The organism is Brevibacterium sp. CSND-B09 (assembly GCF_052906525.1).
The window spans coordinates 300,416-323,311 of the sequence record NZ_JBREGI010000001.1; the positions used below are offsets into that span (position 1 = coordinate 300,416).

A 22,896-nucleotide genomic window follows, 5' to 3' on the forward strand; every position below is an offset into this window, starting at 1 on the left:
CGACCTGGGTGCGGGGACCCTGGGTGCGGGGACGGAGGCTTTCACCTGCTCAATGGCCTTCGGCCCGGCTCGCGGCCACCTCATGCCAGGTGAGTCGCACCTCTCCAGACGTCTGACGAATCGCCTCGACGAGGTCGTCAGTCGCTCCGATGACAGAGCTGATACCGTCCTGACCCGACGATTTGAGCACGATCTGCCATCCAATTCTGCCAGTCGACGGAGACGTCTCCGCCGTATAGCCTCCCCAAAAGTGAACTTCTGTGCCTTCGGCGACATCAGCATCGGGGTCGGGCCTGAGAGCAGCCTGAAACGTGCGCACCGCGCGCTCGGCGGCAGCACCTGTGATCGAGGCCCGGACTTGAACTACGGTCCACACGTCGAACGGCCAGTCGTTGAGCCAGTGGTCTGACGGTGTGAACGGTTTGACGTCGGTTCCGCTGTGCATGCATTCCTCCTCAGAGGTTCATTGACAGATGTTCATCGGCCCTCGGCGACATGCGGATTCGCTGCCTCATGAGCGAGTCTCTCACCCTTCCTGACGACCGTGGGCCCGGTCGTGGGCGGATATCCAGGATCAGGCATATCCTTGACCCATGCCGTTCGAAGCCGTTTCATTCACCGATGTCTCCACCGCGGGACTCGAATCCTCCCCCATCGCCGAGGCGCTGGCTGGTCTGCGCGCCAACGAGGCACGGTACTTCTCCAACAAATACAAACACACATTCGCCGTGGCCCCGGCCGCCGAGGTACAGGAGGCCCTGAACTGGGTGGAGGAGATCCTTGACTCCGAGCGTGAGATCGTACCGACCTCGCCTGCCCTCGAAGTCAGCATCAATGACGTCGATGGCATCTATTGGGTGCACGTCTTCTACGAGTCCGGGCTCGCAGTCAATGTCCTATGGACACGAGCAGACGATGGCAAGCGGGCCGTCGGCTTCAAACTTTCGGAGGGGATGGACGTGCCTCCCGAGCTGTCGGCGTTCAAGTTCGCCCGTCAGAAGTCGAAGCTCGCCGGGGAGATCCGTGGATCCTTCTTCAAGATCAAGGGTGATCATCCCCTGCCGTAGCGTCACGACGCGCAGGTCCTGAGGCCGCGACCGGCCGTTTTCACTCCTCGGTCGTTCGCGGTCTCAACTCATCGAGTTCAGTCTCTGAGAACATACTTCAGGGTTTCGACCACTTGATCCGTCGTCTGGCACCAGGCCTTGGCTTCGGCATCGACTTCTTTGAGCGGATGCACGATGTCGGCATCGTGGAGGGTCACATAGGGTGTGCCGAGTGCCGCGCAATAGCCGGCATCGAAGGCGGCGTTCCATTGCTTGTACTTGTCTCCGAAGCGCACGACGACCATATCGGCCTTTTCGATCAGGGTCCGGGTGCGGATGGCGTTGACCTTCGCCGACTGGTGATCACGCCAGAAGGCGCTGTCGTTCTCGCCGAGGTGGTCACCGGCAGCATCGCTGGCAGGATGGTCGGTCACGGGTGCGGTGAAATCGATATCCAGACCGGCCGCCTCGGCACCGCGCTTGATCTCATCGCGCCACTCGGTGTGGATCTCACCGGACAGATATACAGAGAAACTCAAGTCGATCACTCCTCAAACTTATGGCAGATGGGACTGCTCTCCCTTTAAGCACCACCATAGCCAATCGGAAGTGAGACGCTCAGCGCCGACCGCGCGGCCGAGCCCCAGACATCGCACGAAGTGACGTCTGCGGGCTCAGCCCGGCGATCGTCACCGTCAGGAGGTTGCCGTCCTGACGATATCGGCGATGCGCTTCTCGGCGGCCTCGTCGATGGTCTCGAAGTACCATGCGGCGGGCATCAGCGATCCGTCGGAACCACCGGCTGGGGTGAGTTCGACCTTTTCCGTGAGGGCCAGGTTGACCCGCTCATCATTGCGCAGTGTCACCAGTGCAGGGGTGCTCGCGGACAGAGCATAGGCTGGCATGCCGTACCAGATCCGCGGTTTGAGACTGGGGGCGACGGTCACGATGATGTCGTGCGCTCGCTGCATGAGCGATCGTTCCGGTTCGTCCATCTTCGCGATCTTGTCGGTCACCTGGGACAGGTTCTTCTCGTCTTTGGTCGTCATGTCATGTCCTTACGTCAGCCGGTGTGTCGCACCGGCGGTTGAAGACGGCGCAAGAATGCGCCGCACCCCATCTGGACATGTTCCGGGCCGACCGGAGCTCTCCGCAATGATTCAGGCTTAGGTACCTGGAAGTGCTGGCAACCGTACGTGCTGCCGGTTTCCACGATACCTGCATCGATGCCTCCCCGCCAGAGCAGCCGAGATCCACAACAGTCGTGTGGCTAGCGAAGTTGTTCGGATAAGTAGGCCTCTGCGATGCTCAGGTGTCCCTGGCTGCCGATTGAGTTCTTCGCCTTCTGCGTGTATGCATGATTGGCGAGGGGAACTTTCACGGTTGTGACGTCGACTCCGCGGCTTCGGGCCGATTCGGCCCATGAAAGCTGGTCGGTTGGGGTGATCACGTCATCGCGCATCGCTGTCATCATGAGCATCGGCGGCGCGGGTGCTTTCAGGTGCGTGACGGAATCGGCCACTGAGTAGCGTTCCGGATACTCCTCTGGTGTGCCACCCGTGTAGCTGGTCGCGAACAGGCGCGTGCCGGATCCCGCGCCGGGCCCGGTGGGGGCGTTCTCGTAGAGGCCCGTCACGTCGAACGCGGGGTAGTCGGCAATGACCGCCGCCGGAACCGGAACCTTCCCGCCACACGACGACTCGGCGTCGCCCTGCGCAGCGGCACCAGCGGTATTGGCGACCATGTTGCTGCCCGAACTCTCGCCCCAGAACGCAAGGCGATCGGTATCCGCACCGATCGCGTCTGCGTGGGTCTGAATCCAGCTTGCCGCACAGGCGACCTGCGATGGTGCGCTCTGCCAGGTTGCGTTATCCAGGGTGGCGAGTTCGTATTCGACCGATACGACCAGGTAGCCGTGATCGGCGAGTTCACGGAGCTCTGAGCTCGCTGCGTTCGGTTCGCCTGCGATCCAACCGCCTCCGTGAACATACATGATCGTCGGAGCCGAACCCTTCGCTCTCTCCGGTTCGTAGATCGATACGGAGAGGTCATCGCCTGAGCTGGATTTGTCGTACACTTCCTCGCGATCAGGCAACGCCGAGTCGATCGCCGAGAGCCCGAACGTCGCAGTGAACAAGTTCACCGAACCACCGGCCGAGGTGATGGCAACGATGAGCACAATGACGACCGCCAGATTCGCGATTGTGCTCACCGCTCCGAATCCTGTCATTGCAGCTCCGGTCCATCGACGGCCTCGGCGCAGCCAGACGATTCCGAACCCAAGCACAATCGCTCCGATCACAGTCGCTATCGGCGCAATCGTCGGCGCAAACCGAGCAGCGGCGGAACTGAACGGGCCAAGCCCGGGAATAAGCGATGCCAGGCCGATGACCGCAGCGATCGCACCGAGCACGAGCGCGAGGATGAGGCCCGTTGCCCGAACTGTTTTGGTCACGCGCTGAGGCACCGCGGGCTGTGACGAATTCTTGCTGGCTGTCATCTTCGGTCCTCGCCTTCCGAGCTTTCGGGTTGAGATTCCCTCTGCGGCAGATCTCATCGTGGCGGTCAGCTGCTGGCGCCAGGGGTCACTCTAACGCACCTGATTCTCACGACCTTGATGAATCAGGTGCGATGACGACTATTCGTGCCTATCTTTGACGACGTCAGCAGCCCAGAGGCAATGTAGCCGCATGACGCTCTTTCGCACGCCTCAGATCGTGCTGTTCACCCGCGACATCGACCGCGCGGCGAACTTCTATCGGCGCGTCGGCTTCGAGGAGGCATTTCGCACCCCTCGAGTTGGAACACCTATACACGTCGACCTCACCCTAGATGGGTACCGAATCGGGCTCGCAACTGAAACGAGCACCCGCAATGACCACTGCCTCGACCCGGTCGCCGACGGCCAGCACGCAGCGGTGATCCTCTGGACTGACGACGTCCACGCAGGCTACGCGCATCGGGTCGATCTCGGTGCAACCCCGATCAAGCCACCGGAATCTTGGCTCGACCACCTGCTCATCGCTTGGGCCGATGACCCAGAAGGACATCTGATTCAGGTCGTGCAGACTGTCAGCTGACCAAGTCTCGCCCGCAGTACAAGTCATACCTTGAACCGGAACTCCACCGGAATGCTTCACGGAAAGTGATCAACCCTCCGAACCCAGATAATCAGGAGTCCGCACCATAGTCGATCGTGTACTCCCGCATGATTCCTTCCGTCACTCGGCCCCAGTCACTGACCCGCACTCGCGCTTGATGGGAATCGAACGCATGCTTGTCGACGAACTTCTCGGACACCATCCACACGAGTGGATCCGCCGTCGGTTCGACACTGAAGTGAAGACACCCGGATTCGGCGCGAGTGAGCTCGACATGCCGGTCAAGATGGCCGGCGACGATGTCCGCCTCGTTGCCGTCGGCACAGATGAGCCTGCCTCTTAATGTGACGACAGACATGCGGCCTCCAGAGGTGTTAATGCGGCGACAGCATCACGCAACAGGCGCTGAACCATCCGCAACTCGTCGTTCGACCGCAGGTTCATCCAGAACTCCTTTGGTGCTGTCCTCGGTCACGGCTGATCGAGCAGCGCAATGCCGAAACCGCCGACGACGGCCCGAACTTCGTCGAGGTAGCGTTGCGCCTGTTCGGTCAGCGGGATCCCGGAATGATCGATCCAGCCGATCTCGATGCGTTCATCGACCTCGAGTGGAATCGCGACGATGGCCGGATCGAGATCGTCGCTGATAATGCCCGTCGAGATGGTGTAGCCGTCGAGTCCGATCATCAGGTTGAAGATGGTCGCACGGTCAGAAACCCGGATCTCCTGCTTGCTCGACAGGGTGGAGAGAATCTCCTCGGCGAAGGAGAACGAGTTGTTCGCCCCCTGGTCGAAAGTGAGCCGCGGCAGGGCGGCGAGATCGTCAAGGGTGACGCGGTGGCGGGAGGCAAGCGGGTTCGTACGAGAGATGAAGATGTGCGGGGAGGCGAGGAAGAGCGGGTGGAACGCAAGCCCGGAATCTCGCAGCAGTTTGTCGATGACCTTCCTGTTGAAGTCGTTGCGGTAGAGGACGCCGAGCTCACTGCGGAGCGTGCGAACGTCTTCGATGATGTCCCAGGTACGCGTCTCTCGCAGTGAGAACTCGTACTCGGCAGCATCGCTGGCCTTGACCATCCGAACGAAAGCATCGACGACGAACGAGTAGTGCTGCGCCGAAACTCCGAGCAGACGCCGTGACGGTGGGCGCCCTAGGTAGTGCTGCTCGAGGAGTTCCACCTGTTCGACGACCTGCCGGGCATAGCCGAGGAACTCCACACCGTCGTCAGTCAACGTCACCCCGCGGGCGGATCGGACGAGCAGAGCGCGATCCACACGGGTCTCCAGGTCCTTCATCGCGGCAGACATGGTCGGCTGAGAGACATAGAGGAGATCGGCGGCGGCGGTGATCGACCCCTCCGACGCGACCTCGATGAAGTACTGGAGTTGCAGCAGCGTGATGTTCTTCAGACCTCGAGACATAGATCAAGGCTATAGGAATCCATAGTTCCCCCGAGTTACCCGATGGCCACAGGGGACGGGCAGGATGGATCACAGACATGCCAGCGACCACAACCGGCCGCACACCCACCGAATTGGACGTCCATGACACCTGAGTTCTCATTCAGCATCACCACGACTCGATTCGACGAGGACTACTCGCCGTCGGAGAGCACCCGAGCGACGACGAACTTCGCCAACCTCGCCAGGGGCGAGGACCGTCAGCAGAACCTCCGCACTGCTCTGAGCATCATCAATCGCCGCTTCAACGAACTCGCGTCCTGGGACAATCCCGACCGGGATCGCTATGTCCTCGAACTCGACATCGTCTCCGGAGGACTTCACTTCACCTCGGGCGGCCGGGAACAGGAGTTCCCGCTGCTCCAAGTCCTGGATATCCAGATCATCGACAGACTCACTGGAAAACGTCACCCCGGGATCGTGGGGAACAATTTCTCGTCCTTCGTCCGCGATTTCGATTTCAGCGTGCGGCTGCCGGCTGCCAATGAGGCCGCAACCGAGTTCACGGTCCCCGATGACTTCGGTGATCTGCATGGCAAACTATTCCAACACTTCCTCGATTCTGCCGCCTATCGGGAACGGTTCCAGACGGCACCCGTGATCTGCATCAGCGTGTCCACGAGCAAGTCGTACCATCGGACCGAGAATCACCACCCGATTCTCGGGTTCGAATACCAGCAGGACGACTACTCGCTGACCGATGACTACTTCGCAAAGATGGGACTCCAGGTGAGGTATTTCATGCCATCGGGCAGCGTCGCACCGCTGGCCTTCTACCATCGCGGCGACCTCCTCGGCGACTATTCCGATCTGGCGCTCATCGGCACGATCTCCACGATGGAGACTTTCCAGAAGATCTATCGGCCAGAGATCTACAACGCGAATACCGCCGCCGGAGAGGTCTACCGGCCGACGCTGGACCGGCACGACTTCTCGGAGATGCCGGTCACCTATGATCGCGTCGAACGCAACCAGCTCGGCATCAGACAGGGAAAGTTCACGGAGGAGTTCTTCGTCAACCCGCACCGAGAGATGCTCGAGCAGTGGGCGTCCGACCGACCCGTCCCAGTCGCATGACCGCAGGAGAAGAAACGATGACCCAGCCGCTGTTGCCCACCTCAATCGTCGGCAGTCTGCCGAAGCCGTCCTGGCTCGCGCAGCCCGAAACCCTCTGGTCCCCCTGGAACCTCCAAGGCGATGCCTTGGTCGAGGGCAGGCACGATGCCCTGCGCATCTCGACTCATGAGCAGACCAACCGCGGCATCGACATCGTCAGCGACGGAGAGCAGACCCGCCAACACTTCGTGACGACGTTCATCGAGCATCTCAGCGGAGTCGACTTCGAGAAGCGCAAGACGGTTCGGATCCGCGATCGCTACGACGCAAGCGTACCCACAGTCGTCAGCGCCGTGAGCCGTGAGAAACCGGTCTTCGTCGACGATGCGAAGTTCCTCCGCCAGCAGACCGATCAGCCGATCAAGTGGGCGCTGCCGGGACCGATGACGATGATCGACACACTCTATGACGACCATTACAAGAGCCGCGAGAAGCTGGCATGGGAATTCGCCACGGTCCTCAATCAGGAGGCAAAGGATCTGGAGGCGGCGGGAGTGGACATCATCCAGTTCGACGAGCCCGCATTCAATGTCTTCTTCGAGGAGATGAAGGACTGGGGAGTCGCCGCGCTCGAACGAGCAGCGGAAGGTCTGCGGGCCGAAACCGCAGTGCATATCTGCTACGGCTATGGGATCAAGGCGAACAACGACTGGAAAACGACCCTCGGGTCCGAGTGGCGCCAATACGAGGAATCCTTCCCCCTCCTGCAGCGCTCGAGCCTCGACATCGTCTCGCTCGAATGCCACAACTCCCATGTCCCGATGGACCTCATCGAACTGATCCGCTGCAAGAAGGTCATGCTCGGTGCCATCGACGTGGCAAACGAGACCATTGAGACACCGGAGGAGGTCGCCGCGACTCTGCGCAAGGCTCTGAAGTTCGTCGACGCCGACAAGCTCATTCCAAGCACGAACTGCGGCATGGCCCCCTTCGCGCGCGACGTCGCCCTCGCGAAGATGAGCGCCTTGAGTGCGGGAACAGCGATCGTCCGCAAGGAGCTGTCTAGGGGCTGATCGCCGCCGCACTCCATCCGCACACGTCCAGAGCCGTCCGGCCTCTCCGCAACTATTCGGGCGTTCTGAGCCGGGGAAGTGCAGTGACAGCTCAAGCTGTCGTTGCCACAGTGCCCCAGCCTCTGCCGCAGACGTTGAAGCGGAACCTTCGGCAGACCGGATTCCGCGAAGAGTCGAACGGCTGCGCGACTACGAGAGGTGTGATCGCAGAGATCCTGTCGCGCAGCACCCGACGCTCACGACGCAGCCCGCAGCTCGACTTCAGGTTCATCCAGAACTCTTCCGCCGTGTCGAAGCCGATGCGGGCGAAAAACTGCACCCAAATTCGTCGACTACCCGTCGCGACGCACGTACTCGGCACAGACATCGACGATCCGAACGGCCGCGGTGATCGCTTCAGCCACGTCTTGGTTCGTCGCTGTCGGTCGATCGTCGTCGGGATACTCAGTCGCGTTGCGCACTTGACGCATCCACTCAAACTCGCCCAAGGCACTGTCGTTGACGAAGCCCGCTGCCGCGATCCCGGTGTTGCGATGAGCTCCGCCCACGGGTCGGACACGGAACCCTTCGGCGGCAAGAACCGCGACGAGCGCTTTGCGCGCACCATCGTACGCCGCTGTGAACGCCATCGCGTGATCGTCGGTATCAGCAAGCAGCTCTGCCGTACGGATATGGCGTTCTGCGGTCACGACCACAGCCAGCGCATGCTCGCGATTCCGCTCCACACGCTCCAGTCTTCGGTTCACGAGCATCTGATTGACGATCTCAGGCAAGGATCTCACCGGACCTCACATCGACTAAGGGGCGTGACCGAATCGTCGAGACGAAGGGCGACGGGTCCTCAGAGTTCCAGTCAACCGGTGCGATACGCGTGATGTTCACGGGCAAGTCGAGCTTGTCACCTGCTTCGGCCGCAATCCCCGAGAGCGTCTTCCGCGGCGTCTCCCCCACGACGAGGACGTCTAAGTCGTTGGGAAACTCACCGCTTTCCCCGGACCGGCGCGCGGCCCAAGATCCGTAGATCAGCAGCTCCTCCACCCCGTCGATCCCGTCGAAGAGCTCACGCAAGACCGGCACCGGCCCGTAGGTCGCCGCGATCAGATCTCGCATCAGAGCGAACAATGGGTGGTCGGCATTCGCACTCACGAGACGGTTTCGCCCCTCATACCGGTCACGAAGCACGGCGGAGTCGACCAGTCGCCCCACTTCGCGGTGCACGACCGGGCCGCTCGTGTCCGTGCGCCGCCCAAGCTCTGCCAGCGTAAACTCCCGCTCAGGGTGCCCGAGAGTCTCGGCCAGAATCGCCCCAACGGCATCCGAGCGCACGAAAGGCGTCAGCTGCGGTGCGATATTCTTCATAGAACACGAAGATATCTTCCACTTATAGGAAGAGTCAAGAGTGTGGGCATCACTCGATGGACCGGAACTCCACCGAGTTCCGGCACGGAACAACGTCTCAAACCACACGCTCGGCAAGCACGGGAGACCTCAGCGGAGGAACCATGTCTCGATCACGCCCTGAGTCTCTGGCGTACATGACGCACCAATGACATCATCCCTTGCAGTGATCCATCGAGCCGCGACGTGCTCGTCCGAGAGCTTCACAATACGATCGGCCAACGGCACTGACACTGTGAGCTGTCGCGTCAGTCTCCCCGAAGCGGATCTATAGTCGAAGTGTTAAAGTAAGTCGCCATTGATCACCTCAGACTCGAATCCGACTTCTTCGAGCAGTTCACGATCAAGCGCCGCTGTGAGTGACTCCCCGACCTCAACGCCACCAGAGGGCAGTTCATCGATCCCAGGCAGGAAGTCGTCCAGTTCGCTACGAGTGACGACCAGCACAGACCCATCTGAATGTATCACCGCGCCGACCACGAACTTCTCCACGCCGTCACGTTGTGCAGAATCGCGGAGCTCTTCCACGAGGACAGTCACGCAACCTCCAACGGTGTGATCGCGGCAACCTTGTCGTGCAGGACACGGCGCTCAAGCCGAAGCTCGTAGTTCGACTGCAGATTCATCCAGAGCTCCTCGGACGTTCCGAAGTAGCGCGCCAGACGGATCGCCGTATCAGCGGTTATCCCCCGCTTGCCGTGCACGATCTCGTTGATCCGGCGTGGCGGCACGCCGATGGACACCGCGAGCTTGTTCTGAGTGATCCCGAAGCCCTCGATGAAGTCCTCCATCAGGATCTCTCCCGGGTGGATCGGCTCGATCAGGTCGGCCTCAGTGGTAGTCGACGAGTTCGACATCGTCCGCACCTCCCTCTCTCCAGACGAAGCAGATACGCCATTGCGCGTTGACGCGGATGCTGTGCTGCCCGCTTCGGTCGCCGACCAGACGCTCCAGGCGGTTGCCCCGCGGGACCCGGAGATCCTCGACATCCTTCGCCGCATGGATCAGCTCGAGCTTCCGCATGGCCGCCCGCTGCACCGTCCGGTCGACGCGCTTGACGTACTGCTCATGCCAGATGCGCTCGGCGTCCTTGCTGCCGAACGATCTGATCACGAGAGCATTCTATAACGGAAACCGTCAATAACGCTAGACGTTAAACCGGAACTCGACCACGTCCCCATCGACCATGATGTAATCCTTGCCTTCCATCCGGACCTTGCCGGCGGACTTCGCGGCAGCCATCGAACCGTTCGCATCGAGATCATCGAAGGACACGATTTCGGCCTTGATGAAGCCCTTCTGGAAGTCTGTATGGATGACTCCGGCCGCCTCGGGGGCGGTGGCTCCCTTCGGAATCGTCCACGCACGGGATTCCTTGGGCCCGGCCGTCAGATAGGTCTGCAGACCCAGGGTGTCGAAGCCGACTCGGGCGAGCTGATCGAGTCCGCTCTCTTCCTGGCCGGTCGATTCGAGCATCTCCCGGGCTTCCTCCTCGTCGAGTTCGGCGAGTTCGGACTCGAACTTCGCGTCGAGGAAGATGGCTTCGACGGGAGCCACCAGTGCCCGCATCTCATTCTTCTTGTCCTCGTCGGCGAGCACCTCGTCGTCGACATTGAACACGTAGAGGAAGGGCTTGACCGTCATCAGCTGCAGCTCGCGCAGCGCACTGACATCGAAGTTCTCGGCCTGCATCGCCTGGTAGAGCGTCCGCCCGCCTTCGAGGATCTCGGTGGCGGCATCGATCGCAGTCAGCTGCTCAGCAGGAGCGCGCTTGCCCTTGACTTCCTTCTCGATCCTGGGCCGAGCCTTCTCCAATGTCTGGAGGTCGGCGAGGATGAGCTCGGTATTGATCGTATCGATGTCATCGGCGGGGCTGATCTTGCCGTCGACGTGGACGACATCGTCGTCGACGAATCCGCGGATGACCTGGCAGATCGCATCGGCTTCACGGATGTTCGCGAGGAACTGGTTGCCCAGGCCTTCACCTTCGGAGGCGCCGCGCACGATTCCAGCGATATCGACGAAGTCGACGGTGGCATTGAGGATGCGTTCGGAGCCGAAGATCTCAGCCAGTCGCGTGAGTCGCTCGTCCGGCAGCGGGACCACGCCCACGTTCGGTTCGATCGTCGCGAACGGGTAGTTCGCCGCGAGAACTTGGTTCTTGGTCAGTGCGTTAAACATGGTCGACTTGCCGACATTGGGCAGTCCCACGATTCCAATAGTCAAAGCCACGGTATCCAAGTCTAGCCGTCGCCGAGGTGGTCCTCGAATTCTCGTGTCAGTGCCCTCTGTCACCCTGGGATCATGAATGCTTTCCCCGCATCCGCAGTCATCATCGCCTTCATCGTGGCGATCGTCCTCGCCGCCGCGCTCGGATTCCTCCTCGGCCGAAGTCTCACCCGTTCCCGCTATCTCGAGAGACTCACTCGCGCCGAGACCACGTCACGCATCCTGTCCGAGCGCACCGAAGATCTCGAGGCCGATGCGCAGATGGCCGGTGAGATCACTGCCGCCATCGGGCCGTTGGCGGCAAGCGTGAAGAATCTGCAGGAGAACCTGCACTCCCAGGACCGCACGCAGATCGAACAGATCACCCGACTGAACTCCCAGATCGGGCACCTCAGCCAACAGAACCTCCGCCTCCAGGAATCGACCGGGTCACTGGCCAACGCTTTGAATTCGACGACCCACCGTGGAGACTGGGGCGAGGTCCAGCTCAAACGCATCGTCGAATATGCCGGCCTCCTCCCCCACGTCGACTTCGACACGCAGGTCAGCGCAGAACGTGATGGTAAGCGCCACCGACCCGATATGGTCGTCCACCTGCCCGGCGGCGGCACGATCGTCATCGATGCAAAGACTCCCCTGTCGGCGCGGATGAACGAGGATTCCGGCGAGGCGGCCGACGCCGGCACGGGCGGTCAGGACCATGCCCGCGCCCTGTTGCGACATGTTGATGCGCTGGCATCGAAAGAGTACTGGAAGGCGTTCGAAGCCTCCCCCGACTTCGTCGTCTGCTTCGTGCCCACCGACGGTCTGCTCTCCGCGGCCGCGGCAAGCTACCCGAAGATGATCGATCATGCACTGGGCAAGAACGTCGTCCTCGCCTCACCGGCGACTCTGCTGGTGCTGTTGAAGACCGTGGCGCTCAACTGGCGGCAAGCGGATATGTCCACCTCCGCGGCCGAGGTGCTGCGGCTGGGCACGGAACTCTACGAACGCATCGGCACTCTGGTGACTCATGTGTCACGGATGGGTGCCAGCCTGGACCGCTCGGTCGAGGACTACAACCGGTTCGTCTCCTCGCTGGAGACGCGCTTCCTCGTCACCGCGCGAAAGTTCCCCTCGACGGGAATCGTCGCCGACGAGCTCGACGCCGTGGCCGAACTCGATACTCGCACTCGCGGCATCAGCGCAGAAGAACTCAGTCGCCCTCGGGCCATGGACTTCGACGGACGCGGTCCGACTCATCTACGTGATCGGCAGACGGGGACAAGCTGAGAATCGACAGCGTTCGTCGACTCCGTTGAGTCGTAAGACTCCCCGTCGAGCCGCGTAGCGGAATTGCTCAGCTCAGCCGAGCTTGCGCAGTTCCTTCGGCAGCGAGAATATGAGGTCCTCTTCGGCGGTGACGACCTCTTCGACGGTGTTGAATCCATAGTCGGCCAGCAGCTGCAGCACATCTTGGACGAGGTTCTCGGGAACACTCGCTCCGGAGGTGACTCCGACCGTGGCGACCTCATGGAGCCATGTCTCGTCGATCTCCCGGGCGAAGTCGACACGGTAGGCAGCCTTCGCCCCGTGTTCGAGGGCGACTTCGACGAGGCGAACGGAGTTCGAGGAGTTCGCCGACCCGACGACGATGACGAGATCCGCGTCGGGCCCGATCTTCTTCACCGCGACCTGCCGGTTCTGTGTCGCGTAGCAGATGTCATCGCTGGGTGGATTCTGCAGGTGCGGGAAGCGCTCACGCAGGATCTCCACTGTTTCCATGGCCTCGTCCACGCTCAAGGTCGTCTGTGAGATCCACACCAGCTTCTCGGCATCGGGAACCTCGATGGTGCGGGCCTCTTCCGAGCTCTGCACCAGTGTGATGTGTTCCGGCGCCTCGCCCATGGTGCCCTCGACCTCTTCGTGTCCGGCATGGCCGACGAGGAGGATGCGGAAGCCGTCCCGGGCGAACCGGATGGCCTCCTTGTGGACTTTCGTCACCAACGGGCATGTCGCATCGATCGTCGACAGCGAACGCTGGGCAGCCTCGGTGTGCACGGCCGGTGAGACTCCGTGAGCGGAGAACACGACCCGCGCACCTTCCGGGACTTCATCGGTGTCATCGACGAAGACGGCCCCGCGTTCGGACAGGGTCTCGACGACATGCCGGTTGTGCACGATCTCCTTGCGGACATAGATCGGTGCGCCGAAGTGCTCGAGGGCGCGCTCGACGGCGATGACAGCACGATCTACGCCGGCACAGTAGCCGCGCGGTGCGGCCAGCAGCACCCTCTTGTCAGCATTGACCGGAGTGCGGATCTCGCCAGGTGCCAGACGCCGGCGCGGAATGGTCGGGGCAGGTACTGAAACGACGCTCACCCGTTCAGTCTAAGCCGGAGGCATCGACTGCGGCCAGGAATGGGCTGTGTCGGTGGCGTTCGTTAGGCTTGGGATTCGGAAGGGGACTTAAATGGCGCAAAGAATTTCCGGCACTCCCGGCACGCTCGGTGAAACGGCCGAGCAGAAGGAGCTCGCCGCCACTGCAGCCGAGACCACAGCGGAGAATCCGTGGCCGCTGAGTCTGCTGTCTTCGAAGATGAAGTCCTATATCGACCGCATGTCGAGCGTGTGGATCGAAGGGCAGGTCGTCGAGCTCAACCATCGCGGCAAGGCCAGCTACCTGACCCTGCGCGACACCGATGTCGAGATGTCCTTGCCGGTCCAGATCTGGAAGAACGTCCTCGACCGCACCGGGGCTCCTCTGACCGAGGGCAGCCACGTCGTCGCCAATCTCAAAGCCGATTTCTGGACGAAGACCGGTCGGCTGACGATGCGGGCCAACGATATCCGCGCCGTCGGCCTCGGCGAACTCCTCGCCCGCCTCGAACGATTGAAGAAGCAGCTAGGCGCCGAGGGGCTCTTCGATCCCAACCGGAAGCTGCGCCTGCCGTTCCTGCCGAACCGGATCGGGCTGATCACCGGACGGGATTCGGATGCCCAGAAGGACGTCATCCGCAATGTGCATCTGCGCTGGCCTGCCGCCGAATTCGAAGTCCGCAACTGTGCCGTGCAGGGACCGGATGCCGTGCCGGGAGTGATGAAGAACCTCGCCGAACTCGACGCGGACCCGCAGATCGATGTCATCGTCATCGCCCGCGGCGGCGGCAGCATGGAAGACCTCCTGCCGTTCTCCAACGAAGCACTCGTCCGTGCCGTCTCCGCCGCGCAGACACCGGTCGTCTCGGCGATCGGACACGAGGCGGACCGGCCCATCCTCGATGAGGTCGCTGACATGCGGGCGTCAACACCCACGGATGCCGCAAAGAGGATCGTTCCGGATGTCGCCGAGGAAGGCATGAATCTGCTGCGTGCCCGCGCCGAGCTCGAAGCTGCCGTCAATCGCATCCTCGACCGAGAGCAGGAGATGCTCACCGCCGTGCGATCACGGCCGGTGCTCGCCGAACCGCAGACGATGATCACCGCGCATGAGAACGAGCTGACGATGATCCGCCGCCGCAGTCTGCAGGCGACGAACGGACGGCTCATCCAAGCTCAGAACGAGATCCAGCATCTCCGTTCCCAAGCCAGGTCCCTCTCTCCCCTGCGGACGTTGGAGCGCGGCTACGCCGTGGTGCAGACCGACGACGGTCAGGCCGTCCGCAATGCCGCCGAGGTCGCCGCCGGCGACACCGTCCATGTCCGGGTCGCTCGTGGTCGTTTCGACGCAGATATCACCGAGGTCACTCCGGAGACCGACGATTCGCCGACCGACGATTGACTACAACTCCACACTCTGTCCACGTTTCACACACTCTGCGAAGGAGACACCGATGACCGAACCGACGACCCAACAGGACCAGCCCGACATCAGCACGCTCAGCTACGAGCAGGCGCGCGAGGAACTCGTCATGACCGTCAAGCGTTTGGAGACCGGCAACCTGCCGCTCGAAGAGTCACTGCGGCTGTGGGAGCGCGGCGAGGCTCTGGCCGACCGGTGCCAGGCGTGGCTCGACGGAGCACGGGAACGCCTCGACAAGGCCCGTGAGGAAACCTCGGACGACACCGAATAGAACTTCGGGTCAGCCTGGGATCACTTCAGTTCGGCGGCGACCTGATCGGCGAAGCTGTTGACGGTGTCCGGCGCAGCGGTGGCAGTCAGAACGACATACATATCGCCTTTGTGCGTGACCCAGTATTCTTTCGCCTCTTCAGTGCGGTAGATCTGGAAGTCGGCGCCGCCGACGGTCACCTTCTCGGCAGCGACAGCCTCGTCGGTCTTCCGCTTCGCCCAGTTCGCGCTGGCTTCGGCCTGTTCGATGCTCACCCATTGGTCGTCGGGGCCGATGAACGACATGTACCACGAGGTGTATTCGGAGTCGCCCACGCGGTCGAGGCTGGCTTCGTTCGACGTCCATCCGCGCGGGATCTGCGGAACGATGAGGTCGAAATCGGCGTTGCCCTGGGACTGCTCGGCGATCCCCTGATAGTCGACGACGCGTTCTGAGTCGACTTCGGGCTGCGGGGCGAGGAACAGGATCCCGACGGCGACTGCGAGACAGGCGAGGATCGCGATGACCATATTGACCCAGTTCGAGTTCTTGCGCAGGAAGCGCATCTCTTCCCGGGACCCCGGCAGCATCACTCCGGACTCATCAGCCATGGACTCTCCCCTAGGACTCGGCGTCGCCTCGTCGACGACCGTTCGAGTACCCGTCTCGTCGGCAGCATTTCGGACATTCACACCGCCATTGTCCTCGGCTCGCGCGCGAAGGGCCAATTCCGGCCCGAGGACGTGACTGCGGCCACAAGCGGACACCGCTGTCGCGACCTCGATCACAGGGGTGGCACAATTGGAGGCATGAGTGACTCCAAAGAGCCTGTTGACGTGAAATCTCACCATGACCGAGGACGAGTTGATGAGGAGGCTCCGCCTGTCGCAGTGACCGACTCATGGTCACAGAAGGCTCAGGTCGAGTCGGATGCTCCCGACCGCAACTTGGCTCTGGAGCTCGTCCGAGTCACCGAGGCCGCAGCCATCGCCGCCGCCCCCTGGGTCGGCCGCGGCGACAAGAACGCAGCCGACGGAGCAGCCGTGGCCGCGATGCGCAATGTCATCTCCACCGTCCGCATGGCCGGCACCGTCGTCATCGGCGAAGGAGAGAAGGACGAAGCTCCGATGCTCTTCAACGGCGAGCAGGTCGGCGACGGCGGAGGACCGCACTGCGATGTTGCTGTCGACCCGATCGACGGCACTCGCCTGACCGCCCTGGGCATGCCCAATGCGATCTCGGTCATGGCTGTGACCGAAGACGGTGCGATGTATGACCCCTCTGCCGTGTTCTACATGGAGAAGCTCGTCACCGGCCCCGATGCCGCTGACGCCGTCGACATGCGTCTGCCGATCGCTGAGAACATCCGCCGCGTCGCCAAGGCGAAGGGAACGAAGGATCCCGCCTCGGTGACGGTGATGATCCTCGACCGCCCCCGCCACCAGCAGATGATCGATGAGATCCGCGCCGCCGGAGCCCGCATCCAGCTCATCACCGATGGCGACGTCGCCGGAGCCATCGCCGCCTGCCGTCCGGGAACCGGCGTCGACATGCTCATGGGCATCGGCGGTACCCCCGAAGGCATCATCACCGCCTGCGCCATCAAAGCACTCGGCGGAGTCATCCAGGGCCGTCTGTGGCCGCAGGACGACACAGAGCGCGAGGCCGCGGCCAAGGCCGGCCTCGACATCAATCAGGTGCTCAACACCGATGACCTCGTCACCGGTGACAACAGCTACTTCGTCGCCACGGGCATCACGAACGGCGACCTGCTCGACGGAGTGAAGTTCCAGGGTGGCCACGTCACCACGCATTCCCTGGTGATGCGGTCGAAATCGGGGACCGTCCGGCAGGTCTTCGCCGAGCACCAGGCCGCGAAGACCCACTCCTACGTGGAGGCCGCCGAAGAAGCCGCACGCCGCGGATTGGTCTGACCTCCAATCGCACCCGGTCCCGGGCGCGATGCATACAACTCGGAAGCAGGTGCGAAAGCAATGCCCAATCAGGCGTGGAAGCGACTCCTCGAGGGAAACCAGCGTTTCGTCGACGATGTCCCTCAGCACCCCAACCAGGACACGGCGCGACGTGAGTCACTGTCGGGCAGCCAGACCCCGTTCGTCACTCTCTTCGGCTGCTCGGATTCCCGAGTCGCCGCTGAGATGATCTTCGATGTCGGCCTCGGTGACATGTTCGTCGTGCGCAATGCCGGACAGGTCGTCGACCCGGTAACCTTGGGCTCGCTCGAATACGGAGTCGAGATGCTCGGCACTCCCCTGCTCGTCGTGCTCGGCCACGACAGCTGCGGAGCCGTGACCGCCGCCTACAACGCCTACGACTCGGGTGAGACTCCCCCGGGATTCATCTCCGACGTCGTCGCCCGCATCCTGCCGACAGTGGCCCGGGCCCGAAAGAACGGGCGCACCACGATCAACGAGACCGTCGGTCAGAACACCATGGACACGGTCGACAAGATCATGCAGCTGTCCACGATCATCAAGACCGCCGTCGACGACGGCCGACTCATCATCGTCGGGCTCACCTACCAACTCCACGACGGCCACACTACGGTCGTCGCCCAATATGGAGGCGACGAGGCCGCGGTCTCCACCTATGCTTCCTGAGCGACCAGCCACCTCGGTGGACAGCCGTTCAGTCTCCCAACGAGCCTGAGCTCCGCAATCATTTCCCAGGCACCCAACGGAAAGGACAACAATGACCGAAGAATTTCGCATCGAACACGACACCATGGGTGAGGTCAAAGTCCCCAAGGACGCCCTCTACAGCGCACAGACCCAGCGTGCCGTCGAGAACTTCCCGATCTCGGGCAAGACCCTCGAATCCGCTCACATCGCCGCACTGGCTCAGGTGAAGAAGGCCGCTGCGAAGGCCAACGCCGAACTCGGCGTGCTTGACGAGGCCCGCGCCACAGCCATCCAGAACGCCGCCGACCGGGTCATCGCAGGCGAATTCGACGCCCACTTCCCGATCGACGTGTTCCAGACCGGCTCGGGAACCTCGTCGAACATGAACACCAACGAGGTCCTTGCCTCGTTGGCGACCAAGGCGCTCGAAGCCGACGGAATCAACGTCCACCCGAACGACCACGTCAACGCTTCGCAGTCGTCGAACGACGTCTTCCCCACCTCGGTGCACCTGGCAGTGACCAAGGCCCTGGTCAACACCCTCATCCCGGCCATGGACACCCTGGCGACTTCGCTGGAGAAGAAGGCGAAGGAGTTCTCCTCGATCGTCAAGTCCGGACGCACCCACCTCATGGATGCCACTCCGGTGACTCTCGGTCAGGAGTTCGGCGGCTACGCAGCTCAGGTCCGTTACGGGATCGAGCGCATCGAGGCTTCCCTACCGCGCGTGGCAGAGGTCCCGCAGGGCGGAACCGCTGTGGGCACCGGCATCAACACCCCCGACGGCTTCTCCTCCCGCGTGGTCGAGATCCTCGCCGAGGAGACCGGACTGCCGATCACCGAGGCTCGCAACCACTTCGAGGCCCAGGCCAACCGCGACGGACTCATCGAGGCCTCCGGTCAGCTGCGGACCATCGCCTACGGCTACATGAAGATCTGCAACGACCTGCGCTGGATGGGTTCGGGACCGAACACCGGCCTCGGCGAGATCGCCATCCCCGACCTGCAGCCCGGTTCGTCGATCATGCCCGGCAAGGTCAACCCGGTCATCTGCGAGGCCACCATTCAGGTCGCCGCACAGGTCATCGGCAATGACACCTCCGTGTCGCTGTCGTCGACCAACGGCGCGTTCGAGCTCAACGTCGGCATCCCCGTCATGGCCTCGAACCTGCTCGAGTCGATCCGCCTGCTCGCGAACGCCTCGACCGTCATGGCCGAGAAGATGATCGACGGACTCACCGCCAACGAGGAGCGTGCCCGCTTCCTCGCCGAGGCGAGCCCCTCCATCGTCACCCCGCTGAACAAGGTCATCGGCTACGAGGCGGCCGCGAAGATCGCGAAGCACGCCGTGGCTGAGAAGATGACCGTCAAGGAAGCGACGATCGCGCTCGGCTTCGTCGAGAACGGCTCCATCACCGAGGCGGACCTCGACAAGGCCCTCGACGTCACCACCATGATCGGCAGCTACAAGTAAGCCTCCGATCTGACAGAACGAAACGGCGCCCGGACGGATACCGTCCAGGCGCCGTTTCGTGTTGGCGGCCCATTTCGAGTCCCGTCGACCGCCCACCCCAGCGTCGACCGCTCACCGAACAGCACGCGACATCGGCGGTAACGTGAGCGGTCGGCGACCGGAGCAGAGGCTCAGGACCGGAACGGGTCGAATTCCTCGAGCACATCGGTGACCAGGGCGGCGATCTCCGACCGCTCCGACCGCGTCAGCGTGACATGCGCGAACAGTTCGTGGCCCTTGAGCTTCTCGATCACCGCGGCGACTCCGTCGTGCCTGCCCACTCGCAGGTTGTCGCGCTGGGCGACATCGTGGGTGAGCACCACCTTCGAGTTCATTCCGATGCGTGAGAGCACGGTCAGCAGAACATTGCGCTCCAACGACTGCGCTTCATCGACGATGACGAATGCATCGTGGAGGGACCGTCCGCGGATGTGGGTGAGCGGAAGCACCTCGAGGATCTCCCTGTTGACCACCTCGTCGATGACGTTCTTGCTCACCAGCGCACTGAGGGTGTCGAATACGGCCTCCGCCCAGGGGTTCATCTTCTCACCTTCGCTGCCGGGCAGGTAGCCGAGGTTCTGTCCGCCCACTGCGTAGAGGGGACGGAAGACCATGATCTTCGAGTGCTTGTTCTCCTCGAGCACCTTCTGCAGGCCCGCCATGAGGGCCAGCGCGGACTTCCCCGTTCCGGCTCGCCCTCCCATCGACACGATCCCCAGGGCGTCGTCGAGCAGCATGTCGATGGCGATCCGCTGTTCTGCCGACCGTCCGTGGACGCCGAAGATGTCACGATCCCCGCGCACCATCGACACTCGGTTGCCGCCGCGCACACGTCCCAGTCCGGATCCGCGCGGTGAGGTGATGACGACCCCGGTGTTGACCACCTCGTCGGAGACATCCTCGGTGACGACCGACCCCGAATCGTAGAACTCGTTCATCTGCTCGTCGTCGAGGCCGAGCTCGCTCATCCCGGTGAACCCGGAGTCGACGGCCAGCTCCGCCAGATACTCCTCCGCGTGCAGACCCAGGGCCGAAGCTTTCACTCGCATCGGCACGTCCTTGGTCACGACAACCACGTCACAGCCTTCGGCAGAGAGGTTGCGGGCCACGGCCAGGATGCGGGTGTCGTTCTCCGTCCGGTCGAAGCCGACCGGCATCGTGGAGGCGTCGATGTGGTTGAGCTCGACCCGCAGCGTTCCGCCTGCGTCACCGACGGGAATGGGCTGATCCAACCGGTCGTAGTCGGAACGGAAGTCGTCGAGGATGTGGAGGGCTTTGCGTGCGGTGAATCCGAGTTCGGGATGATTGCGTTTGCCCTCGAGTTCGGAGACGACGATGAGCGGGATGACGACGTGGTGTTCGGCGAAGCGCAGAAGCGCTCCGGGATCCGACAGCAGCACCGAGGTGTCGAGAACGTAGGTGTGGACTTTTTCAGCCATGAGGACCTCTGAGGCGTGAGTTCCGCCGAGATCCGGTTCTGACATCCCCCGATCTCGGGTTGGTGTCGACCAACTACAGCCAACCTAACCCGGTTCGCGCCCGCAGGCGGTAGCGGCACGCGTGCTCGGGCAAGTCAGGGTCATGAACTTCGAGTGAATGCGGGATTCCCCCGTCAGAAGGCCGGCAGGTCTCGCCGGCGGCGGGCACGACCTATTTGCCGAAGCGCCGCTGCCGCAGACCGTAGTCGCGCACGGCTCGGAGGAAGTCCGTACGGCGGAAGTCCGGCCAATAGGCTTCGCAGAAATAGAACTCCGAATAGGCGCTCTGCCACATGAGGAAGCCGGAGAGTCGCTGCTCTCCCGAGGAGCGGATGATGAGGTCGGGATCGGGTTGGCCCTTGGTGTAGAGGTGTTCGCCGATCTGCTCCGGCGACAGTTCGGAGATGATCGACTCCAGGTCCATGCCGTCGTCGGACCGTGTGCGCAGCAGGGACTTCACAGCATTGACGATCTCCTGCCGACCGCCGTAGCCGACGGCGACGTTGACGCGCATTCCACAGTCCTCGGTCGTCGACACCGCTTCGAGGCGGGCACGCAGATCCGGGGGAACGATGTCGAGATCACCGACGAGCTGGACGCCGACGCCGTCGAGAGCCGCGATCTTCTCCACCAGGTCCGAGATGATCTCGATGAGGATCGACACCTCTTCTGCCGAACGGGCGAGGTTCTCTTTGGACAGAACGTAGAGAGTGACGATCTCCACATCGATCTCGTGGCACCAGCCGAGGAACTCGACGATCTTCGCCGCTCCGGCGCGGTGACCGTCAGCGGTCGTCGCACCGAACTCCTTGGCCCACCTTCGGTTGCCATCGGTGATGACCCCGACGTGACGTGGAACCGGAACCGACTTGTCGAGCTCACGTTTGAGCCGTCGCTCGTACAGCCGATAGAGCAGGTTCACGGGTCGCGCCACAGCTGTCCTCTTCCACATGGGTCGTCGGTCGGTTCGAATACTGTACAGACTACTAGCCGACGATGCTGAATGAGGCCTCAGGTCCGCTGGCTACCATGGAGCTATGAATGCTTCGCTCACCGATTCCTCTCCGGTCGTTCCCGACGGCGCCGGGCCGGTCGGTTCAGCGGGCGCGGATGACGTTCCGCCCGCCGATGACCACCGCATCGCCCGTCGCCGCTCAGCACTGCGCGCCGAACTGACGAAGTTGGCGGGTCAGGTCAAGCCGAAGCTGCGCGGTTGGTTCCACGCCGGGGCGTTCCCTCTGGCGATGATCGGCGGCCTGGCTTTGGTGATCATCTCCCCGACCATCGAGTCGCGCATCGCCGCCGCGATCTTCGCCGTCACCGGCATGCTGCTCTTCGGCACCTCCGCCGTCTATCACCGAGGCCGCTGGCGCACCCGCGTCCGCCTCGTCCTGCGGCGGCTCGACCACGCGAATATCTTCCTCATCACCGCCGGTACGTACACACCGCTGGCAGTGCTGATGCTCCGCACCGACCAGGCAGTCCTCCTGCTGTCCGTGCTGTGGGGTGCCGCCGCACTCGGCGCTGCCTTCCGTACGATCTTCACCACCGCACCGAGGTGGCTCTTCGTCCCGATCTACGTCGGGTTCGGCGTCGCCGGAGTCGGGTACATTCCCCAGATCTGGGCCACGAACTTCCCCGTCGGACTCCTCGTCGTGGTCGGCGGCGTGTGCTACATCGCCGGCGCGGTGATCTACGGGATCAAGCGCCCGAACCCCTCACCAAAGTGGCTCGGCTTCCATGAGATCTTCCACATCTTCACGATCCTCGGCTACGGCTGCCACCTCGCCGCACTCATCATCGCCGCCGTCGCAGCCTACTGAACTCCAATCGACTGAGTCCGCACGGACGCACACGGCGCGATCACCGAT

Annotated in this window: 27 protein-coding genes; 11 read left to right on the top strand and 16 right to left on the bottom strand. The window is 62.6% G+C overall.

The annotated features are described in order from the left end of the window. Positions 1-49: 49 nt before the first annotated feature. Complete coding sequence (locus ACU4IU_RS01605; RefSeq protein WP_139466846.1) at positions 50-445, bottom strand: hypothetical protein; 396 nt, start codon at positions 443-445, stop codon at positions 50-52. Positions 446-593: 148 nt separating this feature from the next. Here ACU4IU_RS01605 and ACU4IU_RS01610 point away from each other — a divergent pair, with 148 nt between their 5' ends. Continuing rightward, positions 594-1,067, top strand: a complete 474-nt coding sequence (locus ACU4IU_RS01610; protein WP_172168946.1) for a phage tail protein — start codon at positions 594-596, stop codon at positions 1,065-1,067. A gap of 77 nt (positions 1,068-1,144) precedes the next feature. Here the strand turns inward: ACU4IU_RS01610 and ACU4IU_RS01615 are convergent, their stop codons facing one another. The 3 genes from ACU4IU_RS01615 to ACU4IU_RS01625 all read right to left on the bottom strand — a co-directional run bounded on the left by ACU4IU_RS01615 (position 1,145) and on the right by ACU4IU_RS01625 (position 3,501). Then, positions 1,145-1,585 carry a YtoQ family protein gene (locus tag ACU4IU_RS01615; RefSeq protein WP_139466844.1) on the bottom strand — a complete coding sequence of 147 codons (441 nt, stop codon included), beginning with the start codon at positions 1,583-1,585 and terminating at the stop codon, positions 1,145-1,147. 156 nt (positions 1,586-1,741) lie between these two features. Then, the gene (locus ACU4IU_RS01620) at positions 1,742-2,095 is read right to left on the bottom strand and encodes a DUF1801 domain-containing protein (protein ID WP_139907519.1); all 354 of its coding nucleotides are present in this window, start codon (positions 2,093-2,095) and stop codon (positions 1,742-1,744) included. A gap of 221 nt (positions 2,096-2,316) precedes the next feature. Beyond that, on the bottom strand, positions 2,317-3,501 hold the full coding sequence (locus tag ACU4IU_RS01625) for an alpha/beta hydrolase fold domain-containing protein (protein WP_446655719.1): 1,185 nt from the start codon (positions 3,499-3,501) through the stop codon (positions 2,317-2,319). A gap of 235 nt (positions 3,502-3,736) precedes the next feature. Here ACU4IU_RS01625 and ACU4IU_RS01630 point away from each other — a divergent pair, with 235 nt between their 5' ends. Continuing rightward, a complete protein-coding gene (locus tag ACU4IU_RS01630) occupies positions 3,737-4,126 on the top strand; it encodes a VOC family protein (RefSeq protein WP_446655720.1) in 390 nt (129 codons plus the stop codon). Positions 4,127-4,217: 91 nt separating this feature from the next. On the opposite strand, the gene ACU4IU_RS01635 is transcribed toward ACU4IU_RS01630, so the two are convergent. Next, positions 4,218-4,505 (bottom strand): putative quinol monooxygenase, encoded by a 288-nt coding sequence (locus ACU4IU_RS01635; RefSeq protein WP_446655721.1) that lies wholly within the window; start codon positions 4,503-4,505, stop codon positions 4,218-4,220. Positions 4,506-4,618: 113 nt separating this feature from the next. Continuing rightward, positions 4,619-5,566, bottom strand: a complete 948-nt coding sequence (locus ACU4IU_RS01640) for a LysR family transcriptional regulator (RefSeq protein WP_446655722.1) — start codon at positions 5,564-5,566, stop codon at positions 4,619-4,621. 123 nt (positions 5,567-5,689) lie between these two features. Between ACU4IU_RS01640 and ACU4IU_RS01645 the strand changes: the two genes are divergently transcribed. Both ACU4IU_RS01645 and ACU4IU_RS01650 read left to right on the top strand, forming a co-directional pair. After that, complete coding sequence (locus ACU4IU_RS01645) at positions 5,690-6,682, top strand: putative oxygenase MesX (RefSeq protein WP_446655723.1); 993 nt, start codon at positions 5,690-5,692, stop codon at positions 6,680-6,682. A gap of 17 nt (positions 6,683-6,699) precedes the next feature. Beyond that, a complete protein-coding gene (locus tag ACU4IU_RS01650) occupies positions 6,700-7,734 on the top strand; it encodes a methionine synthase (protein ID WP_172168925.1) in 1,035 nt (344 codons plus the stop codon). Positions 7,735-8,066: 332 nt separating this feature from the next. On the opposite strand, the gene ACU4IU_RS01655 is transcribed toward ACU4IU_RS01650, so the two are convergent. The 6 genes from ACU4IU_RS01655 to ychF form a co-directional block, all read right to left on the bottom strand. Further along, positions 8,067-8,507, bottom strand: a complete 441-nt coding sequence (locus ACU4IU_RS01655; RefSeq protein WP_172168922.1) for a HEPN domain-containing protein — start codon at positions 8,505-8,507, stop codon at positions 8,067-8,069. Beyond that, positions 8,500-9,093, bottom strand: coding sequence for a hypothetical protein (locus ACU4IU_RS01660; protein WP_446655724.1), 594 nt, complete (start codon positions 9,091-9,093; stop codon positions 8,500-8,502). Before ACU4IU_RS01660 ends, ACU4IU_RS01655 begins: the two co-directional genes overlap by 8 nt. Before the next feature lie 321 nt (positions 9,094-9,414). After that, on the bottom strand, positions 9,415-9,672 hold the full coding sequence (locus ACU4IU_RS01665) for an NUDIX domain-containing protein (protein ID WP_446655725.1): 258 nt from the start codon (positions 9,670-9,672) through the stop codon (positions 9,415-9,417). Next, positions 9,669-9,989 (bottom strand): HigA family addiction module antitoxin, encoded by a 321-nt coding sequence (locus ACU4IU_RS01670; protein ID WP_139466833.1) that lies wholly within the window; start codon positions 9,987-9,989, stop codon positions 9,669-9,671. The genes ACU4IU_RS01665 and ACU4IU_RS01670 overlap by 4 nt, the downstream gene beginning before the upstream one ends. Further along, positions 9,964-10,245, bottom strand: coding sequence for a type II toxin-antitoxin system RelE/ParE family toxin (locus ACU4IU_RS01675; protein ID WP_446655726.1), 282 nt, complete (start codon positions 10,243-10,245; stop codon positions 9,964-9,966). The genes ACU4IU_RS01670 and ACU4IU_RS01675 overlap by 26 nt, the downstream gene beginning before the upstream one ends. 33 nt (positions 10,246-10,278) lie before the next feature. Further along, entirely contained in the window at positions 10,279-11,364 is a 1,086-nt protein-coding gene (ychF, locus tag ACU4IU_RS01680) for a redox-regulated ATPase YchF (RefSeq protein WP_139907503.1), read from the bottom strand. A gap of 72 nt (positions 11,365-11,436) precedes the next feature. Between ychF and ACU4IU_RS01685 the strand changes: the two genes are divergently transcribed. Beyond that, complete coding sequence (locus tag ACU4IU_RS01685; protein ID WP_446655727.1) at positions 11,437-12,633, top strand: DNA recombination protein RmuC; 1,197 nt, start codon at positions 11,437-11,439, stop codon at positions 12,631-12,633. Between the two features lie 72 nt (positions 12,634-12,705). Here the strand turns inward: ACU4IU_RS01685 and ACU4IU_RS01690 are convergent, their stop codons facing one another. After that, a complete protein-coding gene (locus tag ACU4IU_RS01690) occupies positions 12,706-13,722 on the bottom strand; it encodes a 4-hydroxy-3-methylbut-2-enyl diphosphate reductase (protein ID WP_446655728.1) in 1,017 nt (338 codons plus the stop codon). 91 nt (positions 13,723-13,813) lie between these two features. On the opposite strand from ACU4IU_RS01690, the gene xseA reads away from it, so the two are divergent. Both xseA and ACU4IU_RS01700 read left to right on the top strand, forming a co-directional pair. Next, positions 13,814-15,121 (top strand): exodeoxyribonuclease VII large subunit, encoded by a 1,308-nt coding sequence (xseA, locus tag ACU4IU_RS01695; protein WP_446655729.1) that lies wholly within the window; start codon positions 13,814-13,816, stop codon positions 15,119-15,121. 52 nt (positions 15,122-15,173) lie between these two features. Then, positions 15,174-15,413 (top strand): exodeoxyribonuclease VII small subunit, encoded by a 240-nt coding sequence (locus ACU4IU_RS01700; RefSeq protein ID WP_025778102.1) that lies wholly within the window; start codon positions 15,174-15,176, stop codon positions 15,411-15,413. Positions 15,414-15,433: 20 nt separating this feature from the next. Here ACU4IU_RS01700 and ACU4IU_RS01705 read toward each other — a convergent pair whose 3' ends face one another. Then, positions 15,434-16,003 (bottom strand): DUF4245 domain-containing protein, encoded by a 570-nt coding sequence (locus ACU4IU_RS01705; protein ID WP_446655730.1) that lies wholly within the window; start codon positions 16,001-16,003, stop codon positions 15,434-15,436. Positions 16,004-16,201: 198 nt separating this feature from the next. Here ACU4IU_RS01705 and glpX point away from each other — a divergent pair, with 198 nt between their 5' ends. The 3 genes from glpX to ACU4IU_RS01720 all read left to right on the top strand — a co-directional run bounded on the left by glpX (position 16,202) and on the right by ACU4IU_RS01720 (position 19,508). After that, entirely contained in the window at positions 16,202-17,326 is a 1,125-nt protein-coding gene (gene glpX / locus ACU4IU_RS01710) for a class II fructose-bisphosphatase (RefSeq protein WP_139466822.1), read from the top strand. 60 nt (positions 17,327-17,386) lie between these two features. Next, positions 17,387-18,013, top strand: a complete 627-nt coding sequence (locus tag ACU4IU_RS01715; RefSeq protein WP_139907497.1) for a carbonic anhydrase — start codon at positions 17,387-17,389, stop codon at positions 18,011-18,013. Positions 18,014-18,104: 91 nt separating this feature from the next. Beyond that, complete coding sequence (locus ACU4IU_RS01720) at positions 18,105-19,508, top strand: class II fumarate hydratase (protein WP_139907496.1); 1,404 nt, start codon at positions 18,105-18,107, stop codon at positions 19,506-19,508. 170 nt (positions 19,509-19,678) lie between these two features. Here the strand turns inward: ACU4IU_RS01720 and ACU4IU_RS01725 are convergent, their stop codons facing one another. Together ACU4IU_RS01725 and ACU4IU_RS01730 are read right to left on the bottom strand one after the other, a co-directional pair. After that, on the bottom strand, positions 19,679-20,986 hold the full coding sequence (locus ACU4IU_RS01725; protein WP_446655731.1) for a PhoH family protein: 1,308 nt from the start codon (positions 20,984-20,986) through the stop codon (positions 19,679-19,681). Positions 20,987-21,197: 211 nt separating this feature from the next. Next, positions 21,198-21,959, bottom strand: coding sequence for an isoprenyl transferase (locus tag ACU4IU_RS01730; RefSeq protein WP_367647409.1), 762 nt, complete (start codon positions 21,957-21,959; stop codon positions 21,198-21,200). Positions 21,960-22,062: 103 nt separating this feature from the next. On the opposite strand from ACU4IU_RS01730, the gene trhA reads away from it, so the two are divergent. Continuing rightward, on the top strand, positions 22,063-22,848 hold the full coding sequence (gene trhA, locus ACU4IU_RS01735) for a PAQR family membrane homeostasis protein TrhA (protein ID WP_172168894.1): 786 nt from the start codon (positions 22,063-22,065) through the stop codon (positions 22,846-22,848). Positions 22,849-22,896: the final 48 nt, after the last annotated feature.